We start from the raw sequence: 23,151 nt of genomic DNA on the forward strand, positions 1-23,151 counted from the left end.
GCATTATAGGGAGTTGCTTCAATGTCGGCTACGGGAAAGCGTGTGCTTGAGCACAATGGTTGAATCCCGGACAATGCGCGCTCTTTTTTGGTTGGGCGTTTCAGTAATGTCGACAGACAAAGTCTCGGTCCACGGTAGCTGGGCAAGCCGCTGGGTGTTCATTCTGGCTGCCACCGGCTCTGCCGTCGGGCTGGGCAGTATCTGGAAATTCCCTTACATGGTCGGCGCCTATGGCGGCGGCGCTTTCGTGCTGGTGTTCCTGGCGTGCATCGCCCTGATCGGCGTTCCGGTGATGATGGCGGAAACGCTGATCGGTCGTCGCGCCCGCTTGAGCCCGGCCAATGCCCTGAAGACGCTGGCGGTCGAGGCCGGTCATTCGGCGCGCTGGTCGTGGGGGGCTTTCGCCGGGATGATCACGGCGCTGCTCATTCTCTCCTTCTATAGTGTGGTCGGCGGCTGGTCGCTGGATTACATCATCGACATGGGGCGTGGTGATTTCCGGGGTGTGACGGCTGATCAGGTCGGCGCTTACTTCGGTGGGGTGATTGCCGATCCCTGGCGACTGATTCTCTGGCACACCGTTTTCATGCTGTTGTCGGCGGTCGTGATCGGTAAAGGCGTGGAAGCCGGCCTTGAGCGCAGCCTGCGCATCATGATGCCGATGCTGTTCCTGCTGATGCTGATTCTGTTGGGCTACAGCCTGACCACCGGGCATTTCATGGAAGGCGTGCATTTCATGTTCGACTTCAACCCGGACAAGGTCCTCGACGGCCTGCTGCCCGCGATGGGGCATGCGTTCTTCTCGCTGAGCGTAGGTGTCGGCTCGATCATGGTCTACGGTGCGTACATGACCAAGGGCGCGTCGATCAGCACCACGGTGGTCGGCATTGCACTGCTCGATACCTTCGTTTCGTTGCTGGCGGGCCTTGCGCTATTCCCAATCGTTTTTGCCGCAGGTCTGAACCCGAGTGAGGGGCCTGGCCTGATGTTCGTAACATTGCCATTCGCATTCGGTAACGTGGCGTTCGGTCAATTGATGGGCGTAGTGTTCTTTGTGTTGGTGGCGGTGGCAGCCTGGAGTTCGGCGATTTCCCTGCTTGAGCCGATGGTTGCTTATCTGGTGGAGCGCACCGGCGTTCGTCGTGCCTGGGTCACGTTCTGGCTGGCGTTCAGTTGCTGGTTTGTTGGCCTTGGTACCGTGTTCTCGTTCAATATCTGGCAAAAGGCCAAGTTTTTCGTGAACGATGAGGGTGCTTTCCACCTCTACCAATGGGGCGCATCCAGTGGCCTGGACTTCTTTGGAGTCATCGATTTCCTCACCTCGCGGATCATGTTGCCGCTGGGTGGATTATGTTTTGTAGTATTCGCCGGTTGGGTGATGGGCCGTGAAGCGGTGCGCGATGAGTTGTCGATTCGCAGCCCGCTGCTGTTCAGCCTGACGTTCTTTTTGATGCGCTACGTGGCGCCGCTCGGCATTCTTGTGGTGTTTGCCGCTCAGCTCTGGAAATGACGCTCACATGACTACGCATATTCAACGTTCTGCCCTTTTGCCGTACCCGGCTCGTTTCCTGTACGACCTGGTCAATGATGTCGCGCGTTACCCGGAGTTTCTGCCGTGGTGCTCTTCGGCAGCCGTTCTTGAATCCAGTGACGAGCAAATGCGCGCCAGTCTGGAAATCGCCAAGGGCGGGTTAAGTCAGCAATTCGTGACGCGCAATACGCTCATACCGGGCGAATCCATTGTGATGGATCTGGTTGAAGGCCCCTTCGAGCAATTGCACGGCGTCTGGACGTTCAAGCAATTGGGCGAGAAGGCCTGCAAGATCAGCCTCGACCTTTCCTTCGATTACGCGGGTCCGATCGTGCGTGCAACCCTGGGGCCGCTGTTCAATCAGGCCGCCAATACATTGGTGGATGCGTTCTGCCAGCGGGCCAAGCAATTACATGTCTGAGACGCTGATATCGGTCGAGGTGATGTATGCAGCGGTCGAGCGTCAGGTGTTGATGACCGTTGAAGTCCCTGCCGGCTCCTCGGTGCGACAGGCACTGGCCGCTTCCGGCATTGATCGGGCGTTTCCAGAGCTGGACCTGGCTGACTGCACTGTCGGTATTTTCGGCAAGGTGGTCAGCGATCCTTCCGTGCGTTGCGTCGAGGCGGGAGAGCGAATCGAGATCTATCGCCCGTTGCTGGCCGATCCGATGGAGGCGCGTCGTCAGCGTGCGGCCAAGGCCCGTCAGAACAGAGTGCCGCCAACGGCCAGCTGAATGATCGCTGAACGTAACGCACAAAAAAGCCCGGCATGCCGGGCTTTTCTTCGAGCGTCTGACGTCAGCGGGGATTGACGTCCAGTGGCTCCTGGGTCGGAACAGGTACTGTCTCGACGCTGTCGACGTCTTTCTGGATCTTGTCCAGCAACGAGCCTGGTTTGGCGGGCTCTTCAGGCGGCTGCTGAGGCTGGTTCTCGACCGGCACGGTGGTATCACCGTCCTTGCCAAGGATCGCTTCATCACGGCTCACGCCTGGCATGAAGTCGCCTGAAAGGCTGACCAACTGATCGCTTTCATTGAAAATCAGACTGACACGCTCCTGCTGGCGCTCACCGCCACCTGGCTGAAGGCTGTACAGGTAATCCCACCGGTCGGCGTGGAAGGTGTCGGTCAGCAATGGATTGCCCATGATAAACCGTACTTGCCGCCGGGTCATTCCGGGGCGCAACTGGTTTATCATGTCCTGCGTGACGACATTACCCTGCTGGATGTCGATTTTGTAAACCCCGGGGAATGAACAACCGGCGAGTGCGAGCAGTCCCACGAAGGTGAAACTGGTTAGCAAGAGCTTGGTGTTTTGCATCGGTGGGCGACTTCCACTATCTTGGCTGGGACAACGTAAACCCCGATCATACCTGCATTAAGAGAAGCTGCGAAGCAGCGTCTGCGAGAAAGCTGACCATGGTTGAAAATAGCGAACTACGTAAAGCAGGACTCAAGGTGACCCTACCGCGGGTCAAAATACTCCAAATGCTCGATTCTGCCGAGCAGCGCCACATGAGTGCCGAGGATGTTTACAAGGCATTGATGGAGGCGAGCGAGGATGTCGGTCTGGCCACGGTCTACCGTGTTCTGACTCAGTTTGAAGCCGCTGGACTGGTGGTTCGCCACAATTTCGACGGTGGCCATGCTGTGTTCGAACTGGCTGATGGCGGCCACCACGACCATATGGTCAATGTGGAGTCAGGTGAGGTGATCGAATTCTTCGACGAAGAAATCGAGAAGCTTCAGAAAGCCATCGTCGAACGACATGGCTTTGATCTGGTGGACCACAATCTGGTGCTCTACGTCCGCCACAAAAAGGCGTAAGCACACCCGCAAAGGCGACCTCAGTGTCGCCTTTGTGCTTTCTATGGTCCGTGAATCCGGATCGGCGCCCTATCGATCAGTTTTTAGCGGTAATGACCATTTTTTTTGCGTGAGCCAGCGATTCCTTGGTCAGGTCGATGCCGCCCAGCATGCGCGCCACTTCCTCAATGCGCTCGGCCTTGGTCAGTTTTGACACGGCAGTGCGTGTCGCATCGTTATCCCTGACCTTGTGCACGAACAGATGCTGGTGGCCTTGCGCTGCGACTTGCGGCAAGTGGGTCACGGTCATGACCTGCCCGCGCTCACCCAGGCGTCTTAACAGCTGACCGACGATTTCGGCCGTCGGGCCGCCGATGCCGACATCGACTTCATCGAACACCAACGTAGGCACGCGAGAGGTCTGGGCGGTAATGACCTGAATCGCCAGGCTGATGCGTGACAACTCGCCACCCGACGCCACCTTCGCCAGCGCCTTGAGCGGCTGACCGGGGTTGGCGCTGACCAGCAGTTCGACGTGTTCCAGGCCGTGAGGATGAGGCTCGCTGCCGGGAATAGCCTTCAATTCGATCTGGAAGCGACCGCCGGGCATGCCCAGTCGATGAATCTCCTGCTCGACCGCACTGGCCAGTCGAGTCGATGAGGTGTGGCGCAGGTCGCTCAGTTCGCGAGCCTTTTCCTGATAGTGGCGGGCAAAAGCCTGCACCTCATGTTCCAGACGCTCAATGGATTCATCGTTGGCGTTCAGTGTTTCGATTTCATCCAGCAACTTCTGCTGCATGGTCGCCACTTCGTTGGGCTGGATGCGGTGTTTGCGGGCAAGCGTATAAATAGCATCGAGCCGCTCTTCGAGCTGCTGCAGTCTGGCTGGGTCGGCGTCGAAGTGGTCGAGAAAGCGATTGAGCTCTCCGACGGCTTCCTCGACCTGGATCTGGGCGCTGGACAGCAGATCGGTGGCTTCGCTGAGCGCGGTAGGTGAATTGTTCACGCTGCCCAGCCGATGCAGGCTGGCCGTCAGGGCATTGAGCACGTTGCCTGAATCGCTCTCGCTGCATTGCTCGACGACTTGTCGGCAGATGCTCAGCAGGCTTTCGGCATTGGTCAGGTTCTTGTGTTCCTGCTCCAATTGCTCCAGTTCGTTCTCGCCCAGGCTCAGGCTTTCCAGTTCTTCCAGCTGATAACTGAGCAGTTGATGGCGTGCCCGTTGCTCGTCACCCGAATTGGAAAGACGTTCCAGTTCCTGCCGGGTCTGGCGCCAGCGCTGCGCAGCCAGTTGAACCTGACGCGCCAGATCGGTCGCGCCCGCATATTCGTCCAGCAGGCGGCGATGGGTATCGGTCTTGAGCAGGGATTGGTGTTCATGCTGACTGTGAATGTCGATCAGCAGTTCGCCAAGTGCTTTCAGGTCGCCCTGAGGGCAGGGCGAGCCATTTATATACGAGCGCGAGCGGCCTTCGGCAGTGATGACCCGGCGCAGGATGCAGGGGCCGTCATTGTCCAGATCGCGCTCCTTGAGCCAGACCTGCGCTTCGGGAATGTCTTCCAGATCGAACGTGGCCAGTATATCGGCCTTGTCGGCGCCCGGACGGACCACGCCGCTGTCGGCCCGGTCGCCCAGCGTCAGACCCAGAGCGTCGAGCATGATGGATTTGCCAGCGCCGGTTTCGCCAGTGATTACGCTCATGCCTCGATCAAGCTCGAGATCGAGGTGTTCGACGATGGCGTAGTTATGTACGGAAAGGTGCACCAGCATTGAGTGGCTCCCGAGCTATTTGTCTGGTTATTTATACAGTGTTTTATTCGCCACTGACAATGCCTTGGCTTAGCTCGATTTGGTTGGTCCTGCACGTTTTTTAGTCCGCATAGTGATGGGTGTCGATTTTTTCAGGTCCTTATTCCCCATTTTTTTGTGAGGAAATGCATATATCCAGCACCGCCTGCCCTTGAAGCCGAAAATTCCGATCCCATATAGGGGGCAGAAGCGCGAGTTGGGTTCGCGGACGTTTTTAAAGGAGAACACTTATGGCTGACGAACAGAATCTGGATGCGCAGAGCCAGGACCAGGCTGCCGAAGCAGGCGCGGGCGACGAATTGACGACCCGTGTGCAAGTGCTCGAAGAGCAACTGGCTGCCGCGCAGGACCAATCCCTGCGAGTGGCTGCGGATCTGCAGAATGTCCGCCGCCGCGCTGAACAGGATGTTGAAAAGGCTCACAAGTTTGCGTTGGAAAAATTTGCAGGTGATCTGCTGCCGATCATCGACAGTCTGGAGCGAGGTATCGAGCTGTCCAGTCCGGACGACGAGAGCATTCGCCCGATGCGTGAAGGTATCGAGCTGACCTTGAAGATGTTTCAGGACACCCTCAAGCGTTATCAGCTGGAAGCCGTCGACCCGCATGGTCAGCCATTCAGTGCCGAACAGCACCAGGCAATGGCCATGCAGGAAAGTGCAGATGTAGAGCCCAACACGGTGCTCAAAGTGTTTCAGAAGGGTTACCAGCTCAATGGTCGTCTGCTGCGCCCGGCCATGGTCGTGGTCAGCAAGGCACCGTCGCCTGTTACGCCGTCAATTGACGAGCAGGCTTGAAATCAGCTGCAAGGCCCCCATTTACAGGTCAAGCGTTTAAGAGCTACCGCAATTTGTAAACGCAGTTGCGGCAACCAAATCAAAGTTTCGGGAGAGTCAAGATGGGTAAAATTATCGGTATCGACCTGGGGACTACCAACTCCTGTGTCTCTATTCTGGAAAACGGTAAAGCCAAGGTTATCGAAAACGCCGAGGGTGCTCGCACCACGCCGTCGATCATTGCCTACGCCAACGATGGTGAAATCCTGGTTGGTCAGTCTGCAAAGCGCCAGGCCGTGACCAATCCGCACAACACCCTGTACGCAGTAAAGCGTCTGATCGGTCGTCGTTTTGACGAAGAAGTCGTTCAGAAAGACATTCAGATGGTTCCTTACAAGATCGTCAAGGCTGATAACAGCGACGCCTGGGTAGAAGTGAATGGCCAGAAAATGGCGCCTCCTCAGATTTCCGCTGAAATCCTGAAAAAGATGAAGAAGACCGCTGAAGACTACCTCGGTGAAGCCGTTACCGAAGCGGTCATCACTGTTCCGGCCTACTTCAACGACAGCCAGCGTCAGGCGACCAAGGATGCCGGCCGTATCGCGGGTCTGGACGTCAAGCGCATCATCAACGAGCCTACCGCGGCCGCTCTGGCTTACGGTATGGATAAAGCGAAGGGCGACCACACTGTCATCGTTTATGACTTGGGTGGCGGTACGTTCGACGTATCGGTTATCGAAATCGCTGAAGTCGACGGTGAGCACCAGTTCGAAGTGTTGGCCACCAACGGCGACACCTTCCTGGGTGGTGAGGACTTCGACATTCGTCTGATCGACTACCTTGTCGACGAATTCAAGAAAGAAAGCGGCATGAACCTGAAGGGCGACCCTCTGGCGATGCAGCGTCTGAAAGAAGCTGCCGAGAAAGCCAAGATCGAGCTGTCCTCCAGCATGCAGACTGACGTCAACCTGCCGTACATCACTGCAGACGCGACCGGTCCAAAGCACTTGAACGTGAAAATCTCCCGTTCCAAGCTGGAATCGCTGGTTGAAGATCTGGTTCAGCGCACCATCGAGCCTTGCCGCATCGCATTGAAGGATGCGGGCATCGACATCGGCAGCATCAACGACGTGATTCTGGTTGGTGGTCAGACCCGTATGCCGCTGGTCCAGAAGCTGGTGACCGAGTTCTTTGGTAAAGAAGCACGTAAAGACGTCAACCCGGACGAAGCGGTTGCCATGGGTGCTGCCATCCAGGGTGCGGTACTGGCAGGTGATGTGAAGGACGTTCTGCTGCTCGACGTCAGCCCGCTTACGCTGGGTATCGAAACCATGGGCGGCGTGATGACCGCGCTGATCGAGAAAAACACCACGATTCCGACCAAGAAATCCCAGGTGTTCTCGACTGCCGATGACAATCAGAGCGCTGTGACCATTCACGTGCTGCAGGGTGAGCGCAAGCAAGCCGGTCAGAACAAGTCCTTGGGTAAGTTCGACCTGGCCGAGATTCCACCTGCTCCACGTGGCGTGCCACAGATCGAGGTGACCTTCGACATCGACGCCAACGGCATCCTGCACGTAGGCGCGAAAGACAAGGCAACCGGCAAGCAGCAGTCCATCGTGATCAAGGCCAACTCCGGTCTGTCCGAGGAAGAAATTCAGCAGATGGTTCGCGACGCTGAAGTCAACGCTGAAGAAGATCGCAAGTTCGAAGAGCTGGCCTCTGCCCGTAACCAGGGTGATGCACTGGTCCACTCGACTCGCAAGATGATCTCCGACGCAGGCGACAAAGTGACTGCCGAAGAGAAGACTGCAGTCGAAGCTGCGCTCGTCGCTCTGGAAGCCGCTGTCAAAGGCGACGACAAGGCTGCCATCGAAGCCAAGGTTGAAGAGCTGTCCAAGGTTTCCGCGCCAATCGCTCAGAAGATGTACGCCGAGCAGGCCGAGAACCCGGAAGCGGCGGCCAAGTCTGCTGAAGAGCCATCCAAGGCTGACGACGCTGTCGATGCTGAGTTCGAAGAAGTAAAAGACCACAAGTAAGCGCAGGCTCACTTGCAAGCCGGTTGACCTCTTTCGAGTGGTGACTGGTAGGATGTCGCCGCGCGGGAGCTTGCTCCCGCGTTGGCGTGTCTGGAACAGGCAAAATTTCGGCAGGCGGATTTCGGTCCGAATGCCATGTGGCAAGATCGCGATGCTCCTGCGTGGCGACTCATTCTGCCGCTTTCTCGGTCGGATTTTTCCGGCCGTTGAACGAAGACCAGGATCGTTGAATTGACGTGAGTTGGGTCCGGGCCTGTATGGGGCTCAACGGGTTTGGCGAGGCTCAGGAGGGTCTTGCCGAACGTCCTCAAGAGTGCGGAAGAATTATGGCAAAGCGTGATTATTACGAAGTGTTGGGAGTGGAGCGAGGCTCCAGCGAGGCTGAGCTGAAAAAGGCTTACCGTCGTCTGGCGATGAAGCATCACCCTGACCGCAACCCTGATGACAAAGCGTCGGAAGAGATGTTCAAGGAGGCCAACGAGGCCTACGAAGTCCTGTCCGATGCCAGCAAGCGTGCAGCCTACGATCAGTACGGTCATGCCGGTGTAGATCCGAGCATGGGCGGCGGCGGTGGCTTTGGTGGTGGCGCTGGCGGTGCGAACTTCTCCGATATCTTCGGTGATGTGTTCAGCGACTTCTTCGGTGGTGGCAGAGCTGGCGGCGGTGGGCGCGGCGGTGCCCAGCGTGGCAGCGACCTGCGTTACACGCTTGAGCTGAATCTGGAAGAAGCGGTTCGTGGCACGACGGTCAGTATCCGTGTGCCGACGCTGGTCAACTGCAAGCCGTGCGACGGCAGTGGCGCGAAGAAAGGTTCTTCGCCGGTCACGTGTCCGACCTGTGGCGGCATCGGTCAGGTGCGCATGCAACAGGGTTTCTTCTCTGTGCAGCAGACATGCCCGCGTTGCCATGGTCACGGCAAGATCATTTCCGATCCGTGCGACTCGTGTCATGGTGAGGGTCGTGTCGAAGAGTACAAGACGCTATCCGTCAAAGTGCCGCCAGGTGTCGATACCGGCGACCGCATTCGTCTGTCCGGCGAAGGCGAGGCGGGCGTTCAGGGTGGTCCGACCGGCGATCTGTATGTCGTGATCAACGTGCGTGAACACGACATCTTTCAGCGTGACGGCAAACACCTGTTCTGCGAAGTGCCCATCAGCTTTACCGATGCAGCATTGGGTGGCGAGCTTGAAGTGCCGACCCTTGATGGTCGCGTCAAGCTGAAGATCCCCGAGGGTACCCAGACCGGCAAGCAGTTCCGTTTGCGCGGCAAGGGTGTTGCCCCGGTGCGTGGCGGCGGTGCAGGCGACCTGATGTGTCGTGTGGCGGTCGAAACTCCGGTCAATCTCAGCAAGCGTCAGCGCGAGTTGCTGGAAGAGTTCCGCACATCGCTCGAGAACGACGAATCCCACTCTCCCAAGGCCAGTGGCTGGTTTGAGGGTGTGAAGCGCTTCTTTGGTGATTTGTAAGGTTATCTAAGGAAATCGGCATGCGACGTATTGCTGTAGTGGGCGCCGCCGGGCGCATGGGTAAAACCTTGATCGAAGCGATTCAGCAGGCGCCTGGCGCCGGGCTGACCGCTGCGATCGATCGTCCTGACAGTACGCTGGTTGGCGCAGATGCTGGCGAGTTGGCTGCGCTGGGCCGTATCGGTGTTCCTTTATCGGGTGATCTGGCCAGGGTTGCAGACGAATTCGATGTGCTGATCGACTTCACGCATCCTTCGGTGACGCTGAAGAATCTGGCGTTCTGCCGTAAGACAGGCAAGGCCATGATCATTGGTACGACCGGGTTCAGCGTTGAGGAAAAGCAGCGTCTGATTGAGGCGGGCAAGGAAATCCCGATCGTGTTCGCCGCCAATTTCAGTATCGGCGTAAACCTGTGCCTTAAGTTGCTCGATACGGCAGCCCGTGTTCTGGGTGATGACGTCGATATCGAAATCACCGAAGCACATCACCGCCACAAGGTCGACGCGCCGTCAGGTACTGCGTTGCGCATGGGTGAGGTGGTTGCCAGTGCGTTGGGGCGTGACCTGCAGAAAGTCGCGGTCTATGGTCGTGAAGGTCAGACAGGTGCGCGTGATCGTCAGAGTATCGGCTTTGCAACGATTCGCGCCGGTGATGTAGTCGGTGATCACACGGTGCTGTTCGCTGCGGACGGTGAGCGTGTCGAGATCACTCACAAGGCATCAAGTCGCATGACGTTTGCCAAGGGCGCCGTGAGGGCTGCCATGTGGCTCGATGGCAAGGCGCCAGGGCTGTATGACATGCAGGATGTGCTGGATCTGCATTGATCCTTGTCTCTGCGGTTGTCAGGCCGGATTGCGTAGACGCTGCGGAATTCGGCCTTTTACTGACTGATCCGCTTCAACCCGCTGTCGCATTTTCCCGCATTTCAGGCACATTGGTGGTAGACCAAAATGGGCCTTTTCTGTAAGCTACAGCTTTAGTGTGTCCACTAAAAGCGCGCAGATGATTCTATAAGAAAGCGGGGTGACGTATCTACGTCATTCCGCTTTTTTGCAACCTGCGAACGCCCTTTCAGGCTTTATTTACGGGAGGTCTTCTTGACTAAGCCAGCCATACTCGCCCTTGCTGATGGCAGCATTTTTCGCGGCGAAGCCATTGGAGCCGACGGTCAGACCGTTGGTGAGGTGGTGTTCAACACCGCAATGACAGGCTATCAGGAAATCCTTACCGATCCTTCCTATGCCCAGCAGATTGTGACCCTGACTTACCCCCATATCGGCAACACCGGCACCACGCCTGAAGACGCCGAGTCTGATCGCGTCTGGTCCGCCGGCCTGGTCATTCGTGATCTGCCGCTGGTCGCCAGCAACTGGCGCAACAAAATGTCGCTGGACGACTACCTGAAAGCCAACAACGTTGTCGCCATCGCTGGTATCGACACCCGTCGCCTGACCCGCATCCTGCGTGAGAAGGGTGCACAGAACGGCTGCATCATGGCCGGTGACAACATTTCCGAAGAAGCGGCCATTGAAGCTGCGCGCGGCTTCCCTGGCCTCAAGGGCATGGATCTGGCCAAAGAGGTCAGCACCAAAGAGACCTACGAGTGGCGTTCCAGTGTCTGGGATCTGAAGACCGATAGCCATGCTGAAATCGCTGCGTCCGAGCTGCCTTATCATGTGGTTGCCTACGATTACGGCGTGAAGCTGAACATCCTGCGCATGCTGGTCGAGCGCGGCTGCCGCGTAACCGTGGTTCCGGCGCAAACGCCTGCCAAGGACGTTCTGGCCTACAACCCGGATGGCGTGTTCCTGTCCAACGGCCCTGGTGATCCAGAGCCTTGCGACTACGCGATCACTGCAATCAAGGAAGTGCTGGAAACCGAAATTCCGGTCTTCGGCATCTGCCTGGGTCACCAGTTGCTCGCTCTGGCCTCAGGCGCCAGGACCGTAAAGATGGGTCACGGCCACCACGGTGCCAACCACCCGGTTCAGGATCTGGACACCGGTGTCGTCATGATCACCAGCCAGAACCACGGTTTCGCGGTGGACGAAGCCACGCTGCCAGCCAACGTGCGCGCCATTCACAAGTCGCTGTTCGACGGCACCCTTCAGGGTATCGAACGTACCGACAAGAGCGCCTTCAGCTTCCAGGGTCACCCTGAAGCCAGCCCTGGCCCGAGCGACGTCGCCCCTCTGTTTGATCGCTTTATCGAAGCCATGGCCAAGCGACGCTGACCGGTTGCCTTGAGAATGTAGTAAGCAGGTGACCTGGCTGGACCTGGACAACGCGTCCGGTCGCTGCCACCCAGGCCACCTCAATGAAATGTTCAAGACGGCTTGCCGACTGACCTGCGGATTTGAGTGACAACCCATGCCAAAACGTACAGATATTAAAAGCATCCTGATTCTCGGCGCCGGCCCCATCGTGATCGGCCAGGCCTGTGAATTCGACTACTCCGGCGCCCAGGCCTGCAAGGCTCTGCGCGAGGAGGGTTACCGCGTCATCCTGGTGAACTCCAACCCGGCCACCATCATGACCGACCCGGCCATGGCAGACGCCACCTACATCGAGCCGATCAAGTGGCAGACCGTTGCCAAGATCATCGAGAAAGAGCGTCCGGACGCACTGCTGCCAACCATGGGCGGCCAGACTGCACTGAACTGCGCGCTGGACCTGGAGCGCGAAGGCGTCCTGGAGAAATTCGGCGTCGAAATGATCGGTGCCAACGCCGACACCATCGACAAGGCCGAAGACCGTTCGCGCTTCGACAAGGCGATGAAATCCATCGGTCTTGACTGCCCGCGTTCCGGCATCGCCCACTCGATGGAAGAAGCCAATGCTGTTCTTGAAAGGCTCGGCTTCCCTTGCATCATCCGTCCGTCCTTCACCATGGGCGGCACCGGTGGCGGTATCGCCTACAACCGTGAAGAGTTCGAAGAAATCTGCGCCCGTGGTCTGGATCTGTCGCCCACCAAGGAACTGCTGATCGACGAATCGCTGATCGGCTGGAAAGAATATGAAATGGAAGTTGTCCGCGACAAAAAGGACAACTGCATCATCGTCTGCTCCATCGAAAACTTCGACCCGATGGGCGTGCACACCGGTGACTCGATCACTGTGGCTCCAGCGCAGACCCTGACCGACAAGGAATACCAGATCCTGCGTAACGCCTCCCTGGCGGTCCTGCGCGAGATCGGCGTTGAAACCGGTGGTTCCAACGTTCAGTTCGGCATCTGCCCGGATACCGGCCGCATGGTCGTGATCGAGATGAACCCGCGTGTTTCGCGCTCCTCGGCACTGGCTTCCAAGGCGACCGGTTTCCCGATTGCCAGAATCGCGGCCAAGCTGGCCGTTGGCTACACGCTGGACGAGCTGTCCAACGACATCACCGGCGGCAAGACCCCGGCTTCGTTCGAGCCGTCCATCGACTACGTCGTCACCAAGCTGCCGCGTTTTGCGTTCGAGAAGTTTGCCAAGGCCGACGCTCGCCTGACCACCCAGATGAAATCAGTGGGTGAAGTCATGGCCATCGGTCGCACCTTCCAGGAATCCCTGCAGAAAGCTCTGCGTGGTCTGGAAGTAGGCGTCTGCGGTCTTGATCCGAAGCTGGATCTGAGCCATCCGGAAAGCATGAGCACCCTCAAGCGCGAGCTGACGGTGCCGGGTGCCGAGCGTATCTGGTACGTCGCTGACGCCTTCCGCGCCGGTATGAGCGTTGAAGACATCTTCGCCATGAACATGATCGACCCCTGGTTCCTGGTCCAGATCGAAGATCTGATCAAGGACGAAGAAAAGGTCAAGACACTGGGGCTGTCGGCGATCGACCGCGACCTGATGTTCCGCCTCAAGCGCAAGGGCTTCTCCGACGCCCGTCTGGCCAAGCTGCTGGGCGTGACCGAGAAGAACCTGCGTACGCACCGTCACAAGCTGGAAGTGTTCCCGGTCTACAAGCGCGTCGACACCTGTGCAGCCGAGTTCGCGACAGACACTGCGTACCTGTACTCGACTTATGAAGAAGAGTGCGAAGCCAACCCTTCGACGCGCGACAAAATCATGATTCTGGGTGGCGGTCCTAACCGTATCGGCCAGGGCATCGAGTTTGACTACTGCTGTGTACATGCCGCCCTGGCGCTGCGTGACGACGGGTACGAGACCATCATGGTCAACTGCAACCCGGAAACCGTTTCCACTGATTACGACACGTCCGATCGTCTGTACTTCGAGCCGGTCACGCTGGAAGACGTGCTGGAAATCGTGCGCGTCGAGAAGCCGAAAGGCGTGATCGTCCAGTACGGCGGCCAGACGCCGCTGAAACTGGCGCGTGCCCTGGAAGCGGCAGGCGTGCCGATCATCGGCACCAGCCCTGACGCCATCGACCGTGCAGAAGACCGTGAGCGCTTCCAGCAGATGGTCGAGCGCCTGAATCTGCGTCAGCCGCCAAACGCGACGGTGCGCAGCGAAGACGAAGCCATTCGTGCTGCTGCGAAGATCGGCTATCCGCTGGTCGTGCGTCCATCCTATGTGCTGGGTGGCCGTGCGATGGAAATCGTTTACCAGGAAGAGGAGCTCAAGCGTTACCTGCGTGAGGCGGTTCAGGTCTCCAACGATAGCCCGGTGCTGCTGGATCACTTCCTGAATTGCGCCATCGAAATGGATGTCGACGCAGTCTGCGACGGCACCGACGTGGTCATCGGCGCGATCATGCAGCACATCGAACAGGCAGGTGTTCACTCCGGTGACTCCGCATGCTCGCTGCCGCCTTACTCGCTGCCGGCGCATATCCAGGACGAGATGCGCGAGCAGGTCAAGAAGATGGCACTGGAGCTGGGCGTTGTCGGCCTGATGAACGTGCAGTTGGCTTTGCAGGGCGAAGACATCTATGTCATCGAGGTCAACCCGCGTGCATCGCGTACCGTACCGTTCGTGTCCAAGTGCATCGGTGTTTCCCTGGCCATGATCGCTGCGCGCGTGATGGCAGGCAAAACCCTGAAAGAGCTGAATTTCACCAAGGAAATCATTCCGAATTTCTACAGCGTGAAAGAAGCCGTCTTCCCGTTCGCCAAGTTCCCCGGCGTTGACCCTATTCTCGGTCCGGAGATGAAGTCGACCGGTGAAGTGATGGGTGTTGGTGATACCTTCGGTGAGGCGTTTGCCAAGGCTCAGATGGGCGCCAGCGAAGTGCTGCCGACCGGTGGTACTGCATTCATCAGCGTTCGTGACGATGACAAGCCTTTGGTAGCTGGCGTTGCGCGCGACCTGATCGGTCTTGGCTTCCAGATCGTTGCGACGGCGGGTACAGCCAAATTGATCGAAGCGGCAGGCTTGAAAGTGCGCCGCGTCAACAAGGTCACCGAAGGTCGTCCGCACGTGGTCGACATGATCAAGAATGACGAAGTTACCTTGATCATCAACACCACCGAAGGTCGTCAGTCGATTGCGGACTCTTACTCCATTCGTCGCAACGCCTTGCAGCACAAGATTTACTGCACCACTACTATTGCAGCAGGCGAAGCTATCTGCGAAGCGCTCAAGTTCGGTCCAGAGAAGACTGTACGTCGCTTGCAGGATCTCCATGCAGGATTGAAGGCATGATCAAATACCCAATGACTGTTCAGGGCGCTCGCGCCCTGGAAGAAGAACTTACGCATCTGACCAAGGTGGTCCGTCCCAAGCTGAGCCAGGACATCGGCACGGCTCGGGAGCTGGGCGACCTGAAGGAAAACGCTGAATACCATGCTGCCCGTGAACAGCAGGGCATGGTCGAGGCGCGTATTCGTGACATTGAAGGTCGTATGCAGAATGCCGTGGTGATCGACGTCACCACGATTCCTCATACCGGGAAGGTGATTTTCGGCACGACCGTTGAAATCGCCAACGTTGAAACGGACGAAAGCGTCACGTATCAGATCGTCGGTGAGGATGAAGCGGACATCAAGAAGGGCAAGATTTCGGTGGGTTCGCCTATCGCCCGTGCCTTGATTGCCAAGGAAGAAGGCGACGTCGTTGTCGTGAAGACGCCCAGCGGCGTGATCGAATACGAAATCGTCGAGGTTCGTCACATCTAAGGCCGAGTGCCCGCTTCTGGCGGGCGCAACCTGTCAGCCTTCATGGTTCTGGCCTCGAAGGTTCTGGCGGTAGCCTGTTCGATAGTCTGGTGCGAGATAGGGCGGCAAATCAGGAGCAGGGCGCGCCGAGAGCGGCCCTGGCTTCTGTTTTTTTAGTGCGCGCGGTGGACGTTGGACAACAGCTTGTTTACCTTTGGGTTCTTGCGATAGATCAACGCCATTTTGCCGATGACCTGAACCAGGTCGGCCGAGCCGGCTTTGCAGATCTCTGCAATGGCCTGCAGGCGGCTTTCGCGGTCAAGGATGTTGAGCTTGATCTTGATCAGTTCGTGATCGCTCAGTGCGCGTTCAAGCTCTGCCAGCACACCTTCAGTCAAACCATTGTCAGCCACGATCAATACCGGTTTCAGGTGGTGGCCAATGGATTTGTATTGTTTCTTCTGCTCTTGAGTGAGCGGCATAATCTGACCTCTGCGTCTGATCTTGTAAAAAGCGGCGGCCAGTTTACCCGAGCGAGTCCGGGACCGCCCAGTTAATCACGACTCGTTTATTTTTGAGGTGCCCCGTGGCCCGTTCCAAGACAAGCCATAACTGGCTCAAAGAACACTTCGACGACAAGTACGTCAAAATGGCACAGAAGGACGGCTACCGTTCGCGTGCCAGCTACAAGCTGCTCGAGATTCAGGAAAAGGACAAGATCATCCGTCCTGGCATGACCGTGATCGACCTCGGTGCCGCGCCTGGAGGCTGGTCGCAGGTGACCAGTCGTCTGATTGGTGGTCAAGGCCGCCTGATTGCTTCCGACATCCTTGAAATGGACAGCATCCCTGATGTGACCTTTATTCAGGGAGACTTCACTGAGGACGCGGTGCTCGCACAAATTCTGGAAGCAGTCGGTAATACGCAGGTAGACCTTGTGATTTCCGATATGGCCCCCAATATGAGTGGATTGAGCGCTGTCGACATGCCGCGTGCAATGTTTCTTTGCGAGCTGGCGCTTGATCTGGCCGGGCGGGTTCTGCGTCCGGGTGGCGATTTCCTCATCAAGGTCTTCCAGGGTGAGGGTTTCGATGTGTACCACAAGGACATTCGCAAACTGTTCGACAAGGTGCAGATGCGCAAACCCTTGTCCTCGCGCGACCGTTCCCGCGAGCAATACCTGCTGGGACGTGGCTTCAAAGGTATCGAAGGTGCTGCCAGCGATGAGCGTCTCTGACGCAGAGCGATAGCTTTTTTTAAATAGCGCTGTCGATGCAGCATGTTCGAACATTGCGCAGTCAAAGTTTCACAAAGGGTTACAGACGTCGCCTGCCACATCTGTAGGTTCTGTAGTAAGTTAGGCCGGTGAATATCATGCGAGGCACGCTTGCTGCGTGGAGCTTGCTTCAGAGGGTAGCTAATTGAACGATATGGCAAAGAATTTGATCCTGTGGTTGATCATCGCAGCTGTCCTCGTGACGGTGATGAACAACTTCTCCAGCCCGAACGAGCCGCAGACCCTCAACTACTCCGAGTTCATCCAGCAAGTGAAGGATGGCAAGGTTGAGAAGGTTTCCGTCGACGGCTACGTCATCACTGGCAAGCGCAGTGATGGCGATACCTTCAAGACTATTCGTCCGGCTATCCAGGATAACGGTCTGATCGGCGATCTGGTCGACAACAATGTCGTCGTCGAAGGCAAGCAGCCTGAGCAGCAGAGCATCTGGACTCAGTTGCTGGTCGCCAGCTTCCCGATTCTGGTGATCATCGCCGTCTTCATGTTCTTCATGCGCCAGATGCAGGGCGGCGCGGGTGGCAAAGGCGGGCCGATGAGCTTTGGCAAAAGCAAGGCGCGCCTGCTGTCCGAAGATCAGGTCAAGACCACTCTGGCGGACGTTGCAGGTTGTGACGAAGCCAAGGAAGAAGTCGGTGAACTCGTTGAGTTCCTCCGTGATCCGGGCAAGTTCCAGCGCCTGGGTGGCCGTATTCCTCGCGGCGTGCTTATGGTCGGTCCTCCGGGTACCGGTAAGACGCTGATCGCCAAAGCCATTGCTGGCGAAGCGAAAGTGCCTTTCTTCACCATTTCCGGTTCCGACTTCGTCGAGATGTTTGTGGGTGTCGGTGCGAGCCGCGTCCGTGACATGTTCGAGCAGGCCAAGAAGCACGCGCCATGCATCATCTTCATTGACGAAATCGACGCTGTCGGTCGCCATCGTGGCGCTGGCATGGGCGGTGGTCATGACGAGCGCGAACAGACGCTCAACCAGTTGCTGGTCGAGATGGACGGTTTCGAGATGAATGACGGCATCATCGTCATTGCCGCAACCAACCGCCCTGACGTGCTCGACCCTGCGTTGCTGCGTCCGGGCCGTTTCGACCGTCAGGTCGTGGTCGGTCTGCCGGACATTCGTGGTCGCGAACAGATTCTCAAGGTTCACATGCGCAAGGTTCCGATGGGCGAGGATGTGAATCCTGGCGTCATCGCTCGCGGCACGCCCGGTTTTTCGGGTGCCGACCTGGCCAATCTGGTTAACGAGGCTTCGCTCTTTGCTGCTCGCTCCGGCAAGCGGATCGTCGAGATGAAAGAGTTCGAACTGGCCAAGGACAAGATCATGATGGGCGCCGAGCGCAAATCGATGGTCATGTCCGAGAAGGAAAAGCAGAATACGGCCTACCACGAAGCGGGTCACGCTATCGTCGGTCGTCTGGTGCCTGAGCATGATCCGGTCTACAAGGTGTCGATTATCCCGCGCGGTCGTGCGCTGGGTGTCACCATGTTCCTGCCGGAAGAAGATCGATACAGCCTGTCAAAGCGCGCGCTTATCAGCCAGATCTGCTCGTTGTACGGCGGTCGTATTGCTGAAGAGATGACGCTCGGCTTTGATGGTGTCACCACGGGCGCTTCCAACGACATCATGCGCGCGAGTCAGATCGCACGGAACATGGTGACCAAGTGGGGATTGTCGGAAAAGCTGGGACCTCTGATGTATTCCGAGGATGAAGACGCCGGTTATCTTGGGCGTGGCGGCAGCCAGAATTCCAACTTCTCCGGCGAGACTGCCAAGCTGATCGACTCCGAGGTTCGCAGCATCATTGATCTGTGCTACGGCACTGCGAAGCAGTTGCTTACGGACAACCGTGACAAGCTCGATGCCATGGCTGACGCGCTGATGAAGTATGAAACCATTGATGCTGATCAGATCGATGACATCATGTCTGGTCGTCCACCGCGCGAGCCGCGGGACTGGGAAGGCGGTTCGGGTACCAAAGGTACGCCGATCACGCCTGATCCACGCCCGGAAACACCGATCGGCGGCCCTGCTGCCGAACATTAAGGTCTGACATGACTTCTGCGCTGTACCCGACCCGGTTGCCTTGCGGCAACCGGGTTCTTGATTTGGCTCACACGCATGTGATGGGCATTCTCAATGCAACCCCTGACTCTTTTTCGGACGGCGGGCGCTACAGCCGGCTGGATGCGGCCTTGCGCCATGCGGCAGCGATGGTTGAGGCGGGCGCCACTCTGATCGACGTAGGTGGCGAGTCCACGCGTCCGGGTGCTCGCCCGGTATCGCCGGCAGAGGAGGTGCAACGCGTTGCGCCAGTGGTCGAGCTCATTGCTCGGGAGCTGGATGTGATCATCTCCGTCGACACCTCGACGCCCGAGGTCATTGTCGAGTCCGCCAGGCTGGGCGCTGGTCTTATCAATGATGTTCGCTCGCTACGGCGTCCAGGTGCACTGGAGGCCGCTGCCGCGACGGGTCTGCCGGTCTGTCTCATGCACATGCTGGGCGAGCCGGGTGACATGCAGGATAATCCGCATTATCAGGACCTCGTCGGCGAAGTAAGTGCCTTTCTGGTTGATCGCATGGAACGATGTGAGGTGGCCGGCATTCCCAGAGGCCGTATCATTCTTGATCCAGGTTTCGGCTTTGCGAAAACCCTGGAGCACAATCTCAGCCTGTTCAAGCACATGGAAGCGCTGCATGCTCTGGGTCGCCCGCTGCTGGTGGGCGTATCACGCAAAAGCATGATCGGCGCAGTGTTGGGTCGTCCGGTGGACGAGCGACTGATAGGTGGGTTGGCGTTGGCCGCACTGGCCATGACCAAAGGTGCAAGAATCTTGCGTGTGCACGATGTCGCTGAAACGGCTGACGTGGTGCGCATGATCGCAGCTGTCGAAACAGCTGAATAACAACAGTGGGGCATCCATGACTACCAGAAAATATTTCGGAACCGACGGCATTCGCGGTCGCGTTGGCCAGTTTCCGATCACTCCCGATTTCATGCTCAAACTGGGCTGGGCGGCGGGCATGGCTTTCCGCAAGCTGGGCACCTGCCGGATCCTGGTCGGTAAGGACACACGTATCTCCGGCTACATGTTCGAGTCTGCACTTGAGGCCGGATTGTCCGCTGCCGGCGCCGACGTAATGCTGCTGGGTCCGATGCCCACGCCTGCCATTGCTTACCTGACGCGTACATTCCACGCTGAGGCCGGTATTGTGATCAGCGCCTCGCATAACCCGCATTACGACAACGGCATCAAGTTCTTTTCCGGGCAGGGCACCAAACTGCCGGACGAAATCGAAATGATGATCGAGGAATTGCTCGACGCGCCAATGACCGTCGCCGAATCTGAAAATCTGGGCAAGGTATCCCGCATCAACGATGCCGCTGGTCGTTACATCGAGTTCTGCAAGAGCAGCGTTCCGACCAGTACCGACTTCGCCGGATTGAAGGTCGTTATCGATTGCGCGCACGGTGCGACATACAAGGTCGCGCCCAATGTCTTTCGTGAGTTGGGCGCACAGGTTGTCGTTCTGTCGGCTCAGCCTGATGGCCTTAACATCAACAAGGACTGTGGCTCTACCCACATGGAGGCGCTACAGGCTGCCGTGCTGGCCGAGAAGGCGGACATGGGTATCGGCTTCGACGGTGATGGCGATCGGGTCCTGATGGTCGATCATACGGGCACCATCGTAGATGGTGATGAGTTGTTGTACATCATTGCGCGCGATCTGCACGAGCGAGGCCGCTTGCAGGGTGGTGTGGTCGGGACCTTGATGAGTAATCTGGGTTTGGAACTGGCCCTGGCCGAGCAGAATATTCCGTTCGTGCGCGCCAATGTCGGTGACCGTTACGTCATCGCTGAACTGCTTGAGCGTAACTGGCAGGTCGGTGGGGAGAACTCCGGGCATATCGTTTGCTTCCAGCATGCGACCACAGGCGATGCGATCATCGCAGCGCTGCAGGTCATTCTTGCATTGCGTCGCAGTGATATCAGCCTTGCAGAAGCGCGTCTGAGGCTGCGCAAATGCCCGCAGATACTGATCAATGTCCGTTTTGGTGGAGAAGGGGTCGACCCTGTTTCGCACCCGTCCGTTCAGGAGGCCTGCGCGCGCGTTACCGAGCAAATGGCGGGTCGTGGCCGGGTTCTTTTGCGCAAGTCCGGCACCGAGCCATTGGTCCGCGTCATGGTCGAAGGTGAAGACGAATCTCAGGTCAGGGCCCATGCTGAAGAGCTGGCAAAACTGGTTGCTGAAGTTTGCGCCTGATTTCGGCTTGCCAGTGCTCTAAGTGTTGGGTAACATCTGCGCCCACTTTGACCCACGAGGTGTAGCATGCGTCGCCCAATGGTAGCTGGTAACTGGAAAATGCACGGTACCCGCGCCAGCGTCGCTGAGCTGATCAAGGGTCTTGCCCTGCAGTCTATTCCGCGCAATGTTGATGTTGCCGTGATGCCTTCGAGTCTGTTCATCGGTCAGGTGGTTCAGGGGCTCGAAGCTACCTCGATCATCATTGGTGCTCAGGATGCGGCCATACAGGCTGCGCAGGGCGCGCTGACAGGTGAGGTTGCATCGAGCCAGCTGGCTGATGCAGGTTGCAAGCTGGTGTTGGTAGGGCACTCCGAGCGCCGTCAGTTGATTGGCGAGCAGGACGATGTCCTCAACCGCAAGTTTGCAGCCATCCAGGCAGAAGGGCTGACGCCGGTGCTTTGCATTGGTGAAACTCTGGAAGAGCGTCAGGCGGGCCGGACACTTGAAGTGGTCGGTCGTCAGCTTGAAGTTGTCATTGCCGAGTTTGGTGTTGAGGCGTTCCGGAATGCGGTTATCGCTTACGAGCCAGTCTGGGCCATTGGTACCGGATTGACTGCTTCGCCTGAAGAGGCGCAGGAAGTGCACGCAGCCATTCGTGCGCAACTGGCGGAAAAGAATGCCGAAGTCGCACAAGGCGTGCGGCTTCTCTATGGCGGCAGCGTTAAGTCGGCCAATGCGGTCGAGTTATTCAGCATGCCGGATATCGATGGGGGGCTCATTGGTGGTGCCTCCCTGAATGCAGATGAGTTCGGTGCGATTTGTCGCGCCGCGGGAAACTGAAAAAATGCTGGAAACAGTCGTAGTCGTTTTTCATCTGTTGGGCGCTCTGGGCGTTGTTGCTCTGGTATTGCTGCAGCAGGGTAAAGGTGCGGACGCAGGTGCGTCTTTCGGAGCAGGTGCATCAAATACTGTCTTCGGAGGGCAAGGAACCTCTACCTTTCTCAGTAAGTTTACTGCTATACTTGCGGCATGTTTTTTCATAACCAGCTTGGGGTTAGGTTACTTTGCTAAAGAGAAAGCTCAACAGCTGACTCAAGTAGGGTTGCCAGATCCAGCGGTATTGGAAGTGAAGCAAAAGCCGGCGGCAGATGATGTTCCGGTGCTCGAAGGGCAAAAGCCAGCTGTTGTTCCAGCTGACGTACCTCAGGCTCCAGAGCAGAAGTAAAAGAATTCAGGCGATGTTGTTGAGGTCGCCAAAAAGAGTTGTAATGCCGAGGTGGTGGAATTGGTAGACACGCAACCTTGAGGTGGTTGTGCCCATAGGGTGTAGGGGTTCGAGTCCCCTTCTCGGTACCAATTGAACAGGAGAGCCCGCACTAGCGGGCTTTCTTGTAGGTGGATGTTCGATTGACCCATAGATGGATCGGTCGTATACTTCCGCCCCAGCTTTGTCGCGGGGTGGAGCAGCTTGGTAGCTCGTCGGGCTCATAACCCGAAGGTCGTTGGTTCAAATCCAGCCCCCGCAACCAGTTTTAGCGGAGCCCCTTTTCAGGGGCTTTTTGTTAGCTGGACAGTACATGACGTCGATGTTCAGCGGCGTTCTCATGGATGGGCTTTTGCCCATTTTTTTATTTTTAAAGCATGCACGAGGGGGTTCAGGTGTCGAGCAAGCTAGAACAGTTGCAGGCCTTGTTGGCCCCGGTGGTCGAGGCTCTTGGCTATCAATGCTGGGGAATAGAGTTTCTTTCCCAGGGCCGACATTCACTGCTGCGCATTTATATCGACAAGGAAGGTGGTGTTCTGGTGGAGGACTGCGAAATCGTCAGTCGCCAGATAAGTGGTGTTTTGGACGTAGAAGATCCAATCGCTGCCGAATACACGCTTGAGGTGTCTTCTCCCGGCATGGACCGCCCACTGTTCACTCTTGAACAGTTTGCTTTGCACGCTGGGGAACAAGTGAAAATAAAGCTGCGCTCGCCCTTCGATGGTCGACGCAACTTTCAAGGCCTTCTCCGCGGGGTGGAGGAGCAGGACGTCGTGGTGCATGTAGAAGACCATGAATACCTGTTGCCGATCGACTTGATCGACAAGGCCAACATTATTCCCACGTTTGACTGAGACGTGCCAGATACTGCGGATCCCGCGG

Annotated in this window: 21 protein-coding genes and 2 tRNA genes; 20 read left to right on the plus strand and 3 right to left on the minus strand. The window is 57.5% G+C overall.

Annotated features, from left to right (window positions below; translation table 11 throughout):
* Window positions 1-106: 106 nt before the first annotated feature.
* Genes KDX39_RS16985 through KDX39_RS16995 form a run of 3 tightly spaced genes read left to right on the plus strand, consistent with a single transcriptional unit; the run spans window position 107 to window position 2,265 of the window.
* A complete protein-coding gene (locus tag KDX39_RS16985; protein ID WP_231661161.1) occupies window positions 107-1,510 on the plus strand; it encodes a sodium-dependent transporter in 1,404 nt (467 codons plus the stop codon).
* 7 nt (window positions 1,511-1,517) lie between these two features.
* Window positions 1,518-1,952, plus strand: a complete 435-nt coding sequence (locus tag KDX39_RS16990; protein ID WP_099226784.1) for a type II toxin-antitoxin system RatA family toxin — start codon at window positions 1,518-1,520, stop codon at window positions 1,950-1,952.
* Window positions 1,945-2,265 (plus strand): RnfH family protein, encoded by a 321-nt coding sequence (locus KDX39_RS16995; RefSeq protein WP_231661162.1) that lies wholly within the window; start codon window positions 1,945-1,947, stop codon window positions 2,263-2,265. Before KDX39_RS16990 ends, KDX39_RS16995 begins: the two co-directional genes overlap by 8 nt.
* A 64-nt stretch (window positions 2,266-2,329) precedes the next feature.
* On the opposite strand, the gene KDX39_RS17000 is transcribed toward KDX39_RS16995, so the two are convergent.
* Window positions 2,330-2,851 carry an outer membrane protein assembly factor BamE gene (locus tag KDX39_RS17000; protein WP_099226786.1) on the minus strand — a complete coding sequence of 174 codons (522 nt, stop codon included), beginning with the start codon at window positions 2,849-2,851 and terminating at the stop codon, window positions 2,330-2,332.
* A gap of 98 nt (window positions 2,852-2,949) precedes the next feature.
* Between KDX39_RS17000 and fur the strand changes: the two genes are divergently transcribed.
* Window positions 2,950-3,357 carry a ferric iron uptake transcriptional regulator gene (gene fur / locus KDX39_RS17005; protein WP_099226787.1) on the plus strand — a complete coding sequence of 136 codons (408 nt, stop codon included), beginning with the start codon at window positions 2,950-2,952 and terminating at the stop codon, window positions 3,355-3,357.
* A gap of 76 nt (window positions 3,358-3,433) precedes the next feature.
* Here the strand turns inward: fur and recN are convergent, their stop codons facing one another.
* Window positions 3,434-5,107: a DNA repair protein RecN gene (gene recN / locus KDX39_RS17010; RefSeq protein WP_210042692.1), complete on the minus strand. Its 1,674-nt coding sequence runs from the start codon at window positions 5,105-5,107 to the stop codon at window positions 3,434-3,436.
* Window positions 5,108-5,376: 269 nt separating this feature from the next.
* Between recN and grpE the strand changes: the two genes are divergently transcribed.
* The 7 genes from grpE (at window position 5,377) to greA (ending at window position 15,489) form a co-directional block, all read left to right on the plus strand.
* Complete coding sequence (gene grpE / locus KDX39_RS17015; protein WP_004880006.1) at window positions 5,377-5,940, plus strand: nucleotide exchange factor GrpE; 564 nt, start codon at window positions 5,377-5,379, stop codon at window positions 5,938-5,940.
* Window positions 5,941-6,005: 65 nt separating this feature from the next.
* Window positions 6,006-7,958, plus strand: coding sequence for a molecular chaperone DnaK (dnaK, locus tag KDX39_RS17020; protein ID WP_257211809.1), 1,953 nt, complete (start codon window positions 6,006-6,008; stop codon window positions 7,956-7,958).
* 326 nt (window positions 7,959-8,284) lie between these two features.
* On the plus strand, window positions 8,285-9,424 hold the full coding sequence (dnaJ, locus tag KDX39_RS17025) for a molecular chaperone DnaJ (RefSeq protein WP_004880000.1): 1,140 nt from the start codon (window positions 8,285-8,287) through the stop codon (window positions 9,422-9,424).
* 20 nt (window positions 9,425-9,444) lie between these two features.
* Window positions 9,445-10,248, plus strand: a complete 804-nt coding sequence (dapB, locus tag KDX39_RS17030) for a 4-hydroxy-tetrahydrodipicolinate reductase (protein ID WP_231661163.1) — start codon at window positions 9,445-9,447, stop codon at window positions 10,246-10,248.
* A 273-nt stretch (window positions 10,249-10,521) separates the two neighbouring features.
* On the plus strand, window positions 10,522-11,658 hold the full coding sequence (gene carA / locus KDX39_RS17035) for a glutamine-hydrolyzing carbamoyl-phosphate synthase small subunit (protein WP_231661164.1): 1,137 nt from the start codon (window positions 10,522-10,524) through the stop codon (window positions 11,656-11,658).
* 136 nt (window positions 11,659-11,794) lie between these two features.
* Window positions 11,795-15,016: a carbamoyl-phosphate synthase large subunit gene (gene carB / locus KDX39_RS17040; protein ID WP_099226792.1), complete on the plus strand. Its 3,222-nt coding sequence runs from the start codon at window positions 11,795-11,797 to the stop codon at window positions 15,014-15,016.
* The gene (greA, locus tag KDX39_RS17045) at window positions 15,013-15,489 is read left to right on the plus strand and encodes a transcription elongation factor GreA (RefSeq protein WP_004879992.1); all 477 of its coding nucleotides are present in this window, start codon (window positions 15,013-15,015) and stop codon (window positions 15,487-15,489) included. The genes carB and greA overlap by 4 nt, the downstream gene beginning before the upstream one ends.
* A 152-nt stretch (window positions 15,490-15,641) precedes the next feature.
* Here the strand turns inward: greA and KDX39_RS17050 are convergent, their stop codons facing one another.
* The gene (locus KDX39_RS17050) at window positions 15,642-15,950 is read right to left on the minus strand and encodes a YhbY family RNA-binding protein (protein ID WP_004879990.1); all 309 of its coding nucleotides are present in this window, start codon (window positions 15,948-15,950) and stop codon (window positions 15,642-15,644) included.
* Window positions 15,951-16,054: 104 nt separating this feature from the next.
* Here KDX39_RS17050 and rlmE point away from each other — a divergent pair, with 104 nt between their 5' ends.
* From rlmE to rimP, 9 genes are all read left to right on the plus strand, one after another.
* Window positions 16,055-16,705, plus strand: a complete 651-nt coding sequence (gene rlmE / locus KDX39_RS17055) for a 23S rRNA (uridine(2552)-2'-O)-methyltransferase RlmE (RefSeq protein WP_004879989.1) — start codon at window positions 16,055-16,057, stop codon at window positions 16,703-16,705.
* 193 nt (window positions 16,706-16,898) lie between these two features.
* Window positions 16,899-18,803 carry an ATP-dependent zinc metalloprotease FtsH gene (gene ftsH, locus KDX39_RS17060; protein ID WP_004879987.1) on the plus strand — a complete coding sequence of 635 codons (1,905 nt, stop codon included), beginning with the start codon at window positions 16,899-16,901 and terminating at the stop codon, window positions 18,801-18,803.
* 8 nt (window positions 18,804-18,811) lie between these two features.
* Window positions 18,812-19,663, plus strand: a complete 852-nt coding sequence (gene folP / locus KDX39_RS17065; protein WP_231661165.1) for a dihydropteroate synthase — start codon at window positions 18,812-18,814, stop codon at window positions 19,661-19,663.
* 16 nt (window positions 19,664-19,679) lie between these two features.
* Window positions 19,680-21,023 carry a phosphoglucosamine mutase gene (gene glmM / locus KDX39_RS17070; RefSeq protein ID WP_210042691.1) on the plus strand — a complete coding sequence of 448 codons (1,344 nt, stop codon included), beginning with the start codon at window positions 19,680-19,682 and terminating at the stop codon, window positions 21,021-21,023.
* A gap of 66 nt (window positions 21,024-21,089) precedes the next feature.
* Complete coding sequence (tpiA, locus tag KDX39_RS17075) at window positions 21,090-21,845, plus strand: triose-phosphate isomerase (RefSeq protein WP_231661166.1); 756 nt, start codon at window positions 21,090-21,092, stop codon at window positions 21,843-21,845.
* A 4-nt stretch (window positions 21,846-21,849) separates the two neighbouring features.
* Window positions 21,850-22,230, plus strand: a complete 381-nt coding sequence (gene secG / locus KDX39_RS17080) for a preprotein translocase subunit SecG (protein WP_004879981.1) — start codon at window positions 21,850-21,852, stop codon at window positions 22,228-22,230.
* 45 nt (window positions 22,231-22,275) lie between these two features.
* Window positions 22,276-22,361, plus strand: a tRNA-Leu gene (locus tag KDX39_RS17085).
* Between the two features lie 96 nt (window positions 22,362-22,457).
* Window positions 22,458-22,534, plus strand: a tRNA-Met gene (locus KDX39_RS17090).
* 130 nt (window positions 22,535-22,664) lie between these two features.
* Window positions 22,665-23,123, plus strand: a complete 459-nt coding sequence (rimP, locus tag KDX39_RS17095; protein WP_004879978.1) for a ribosome maturation factor RimP — start codon at window positions 22,665-22,667, stop codon at window positions 23,121-23,123.
* Window positions 23,124-23,151: the final 28 nt, after the last annotated feature.

It is taken from the genome of Pseudomonas sp. CDFA 610 (assembly GCF_021147865.1).
Classification (GTDB): Bacteria; Pseudomonadota; Gammaproteobacteria; order Pseudomonadales; family Pseudomonadaceae; genus Aquipseudomonas; species Aquipseudomonas alliivorans.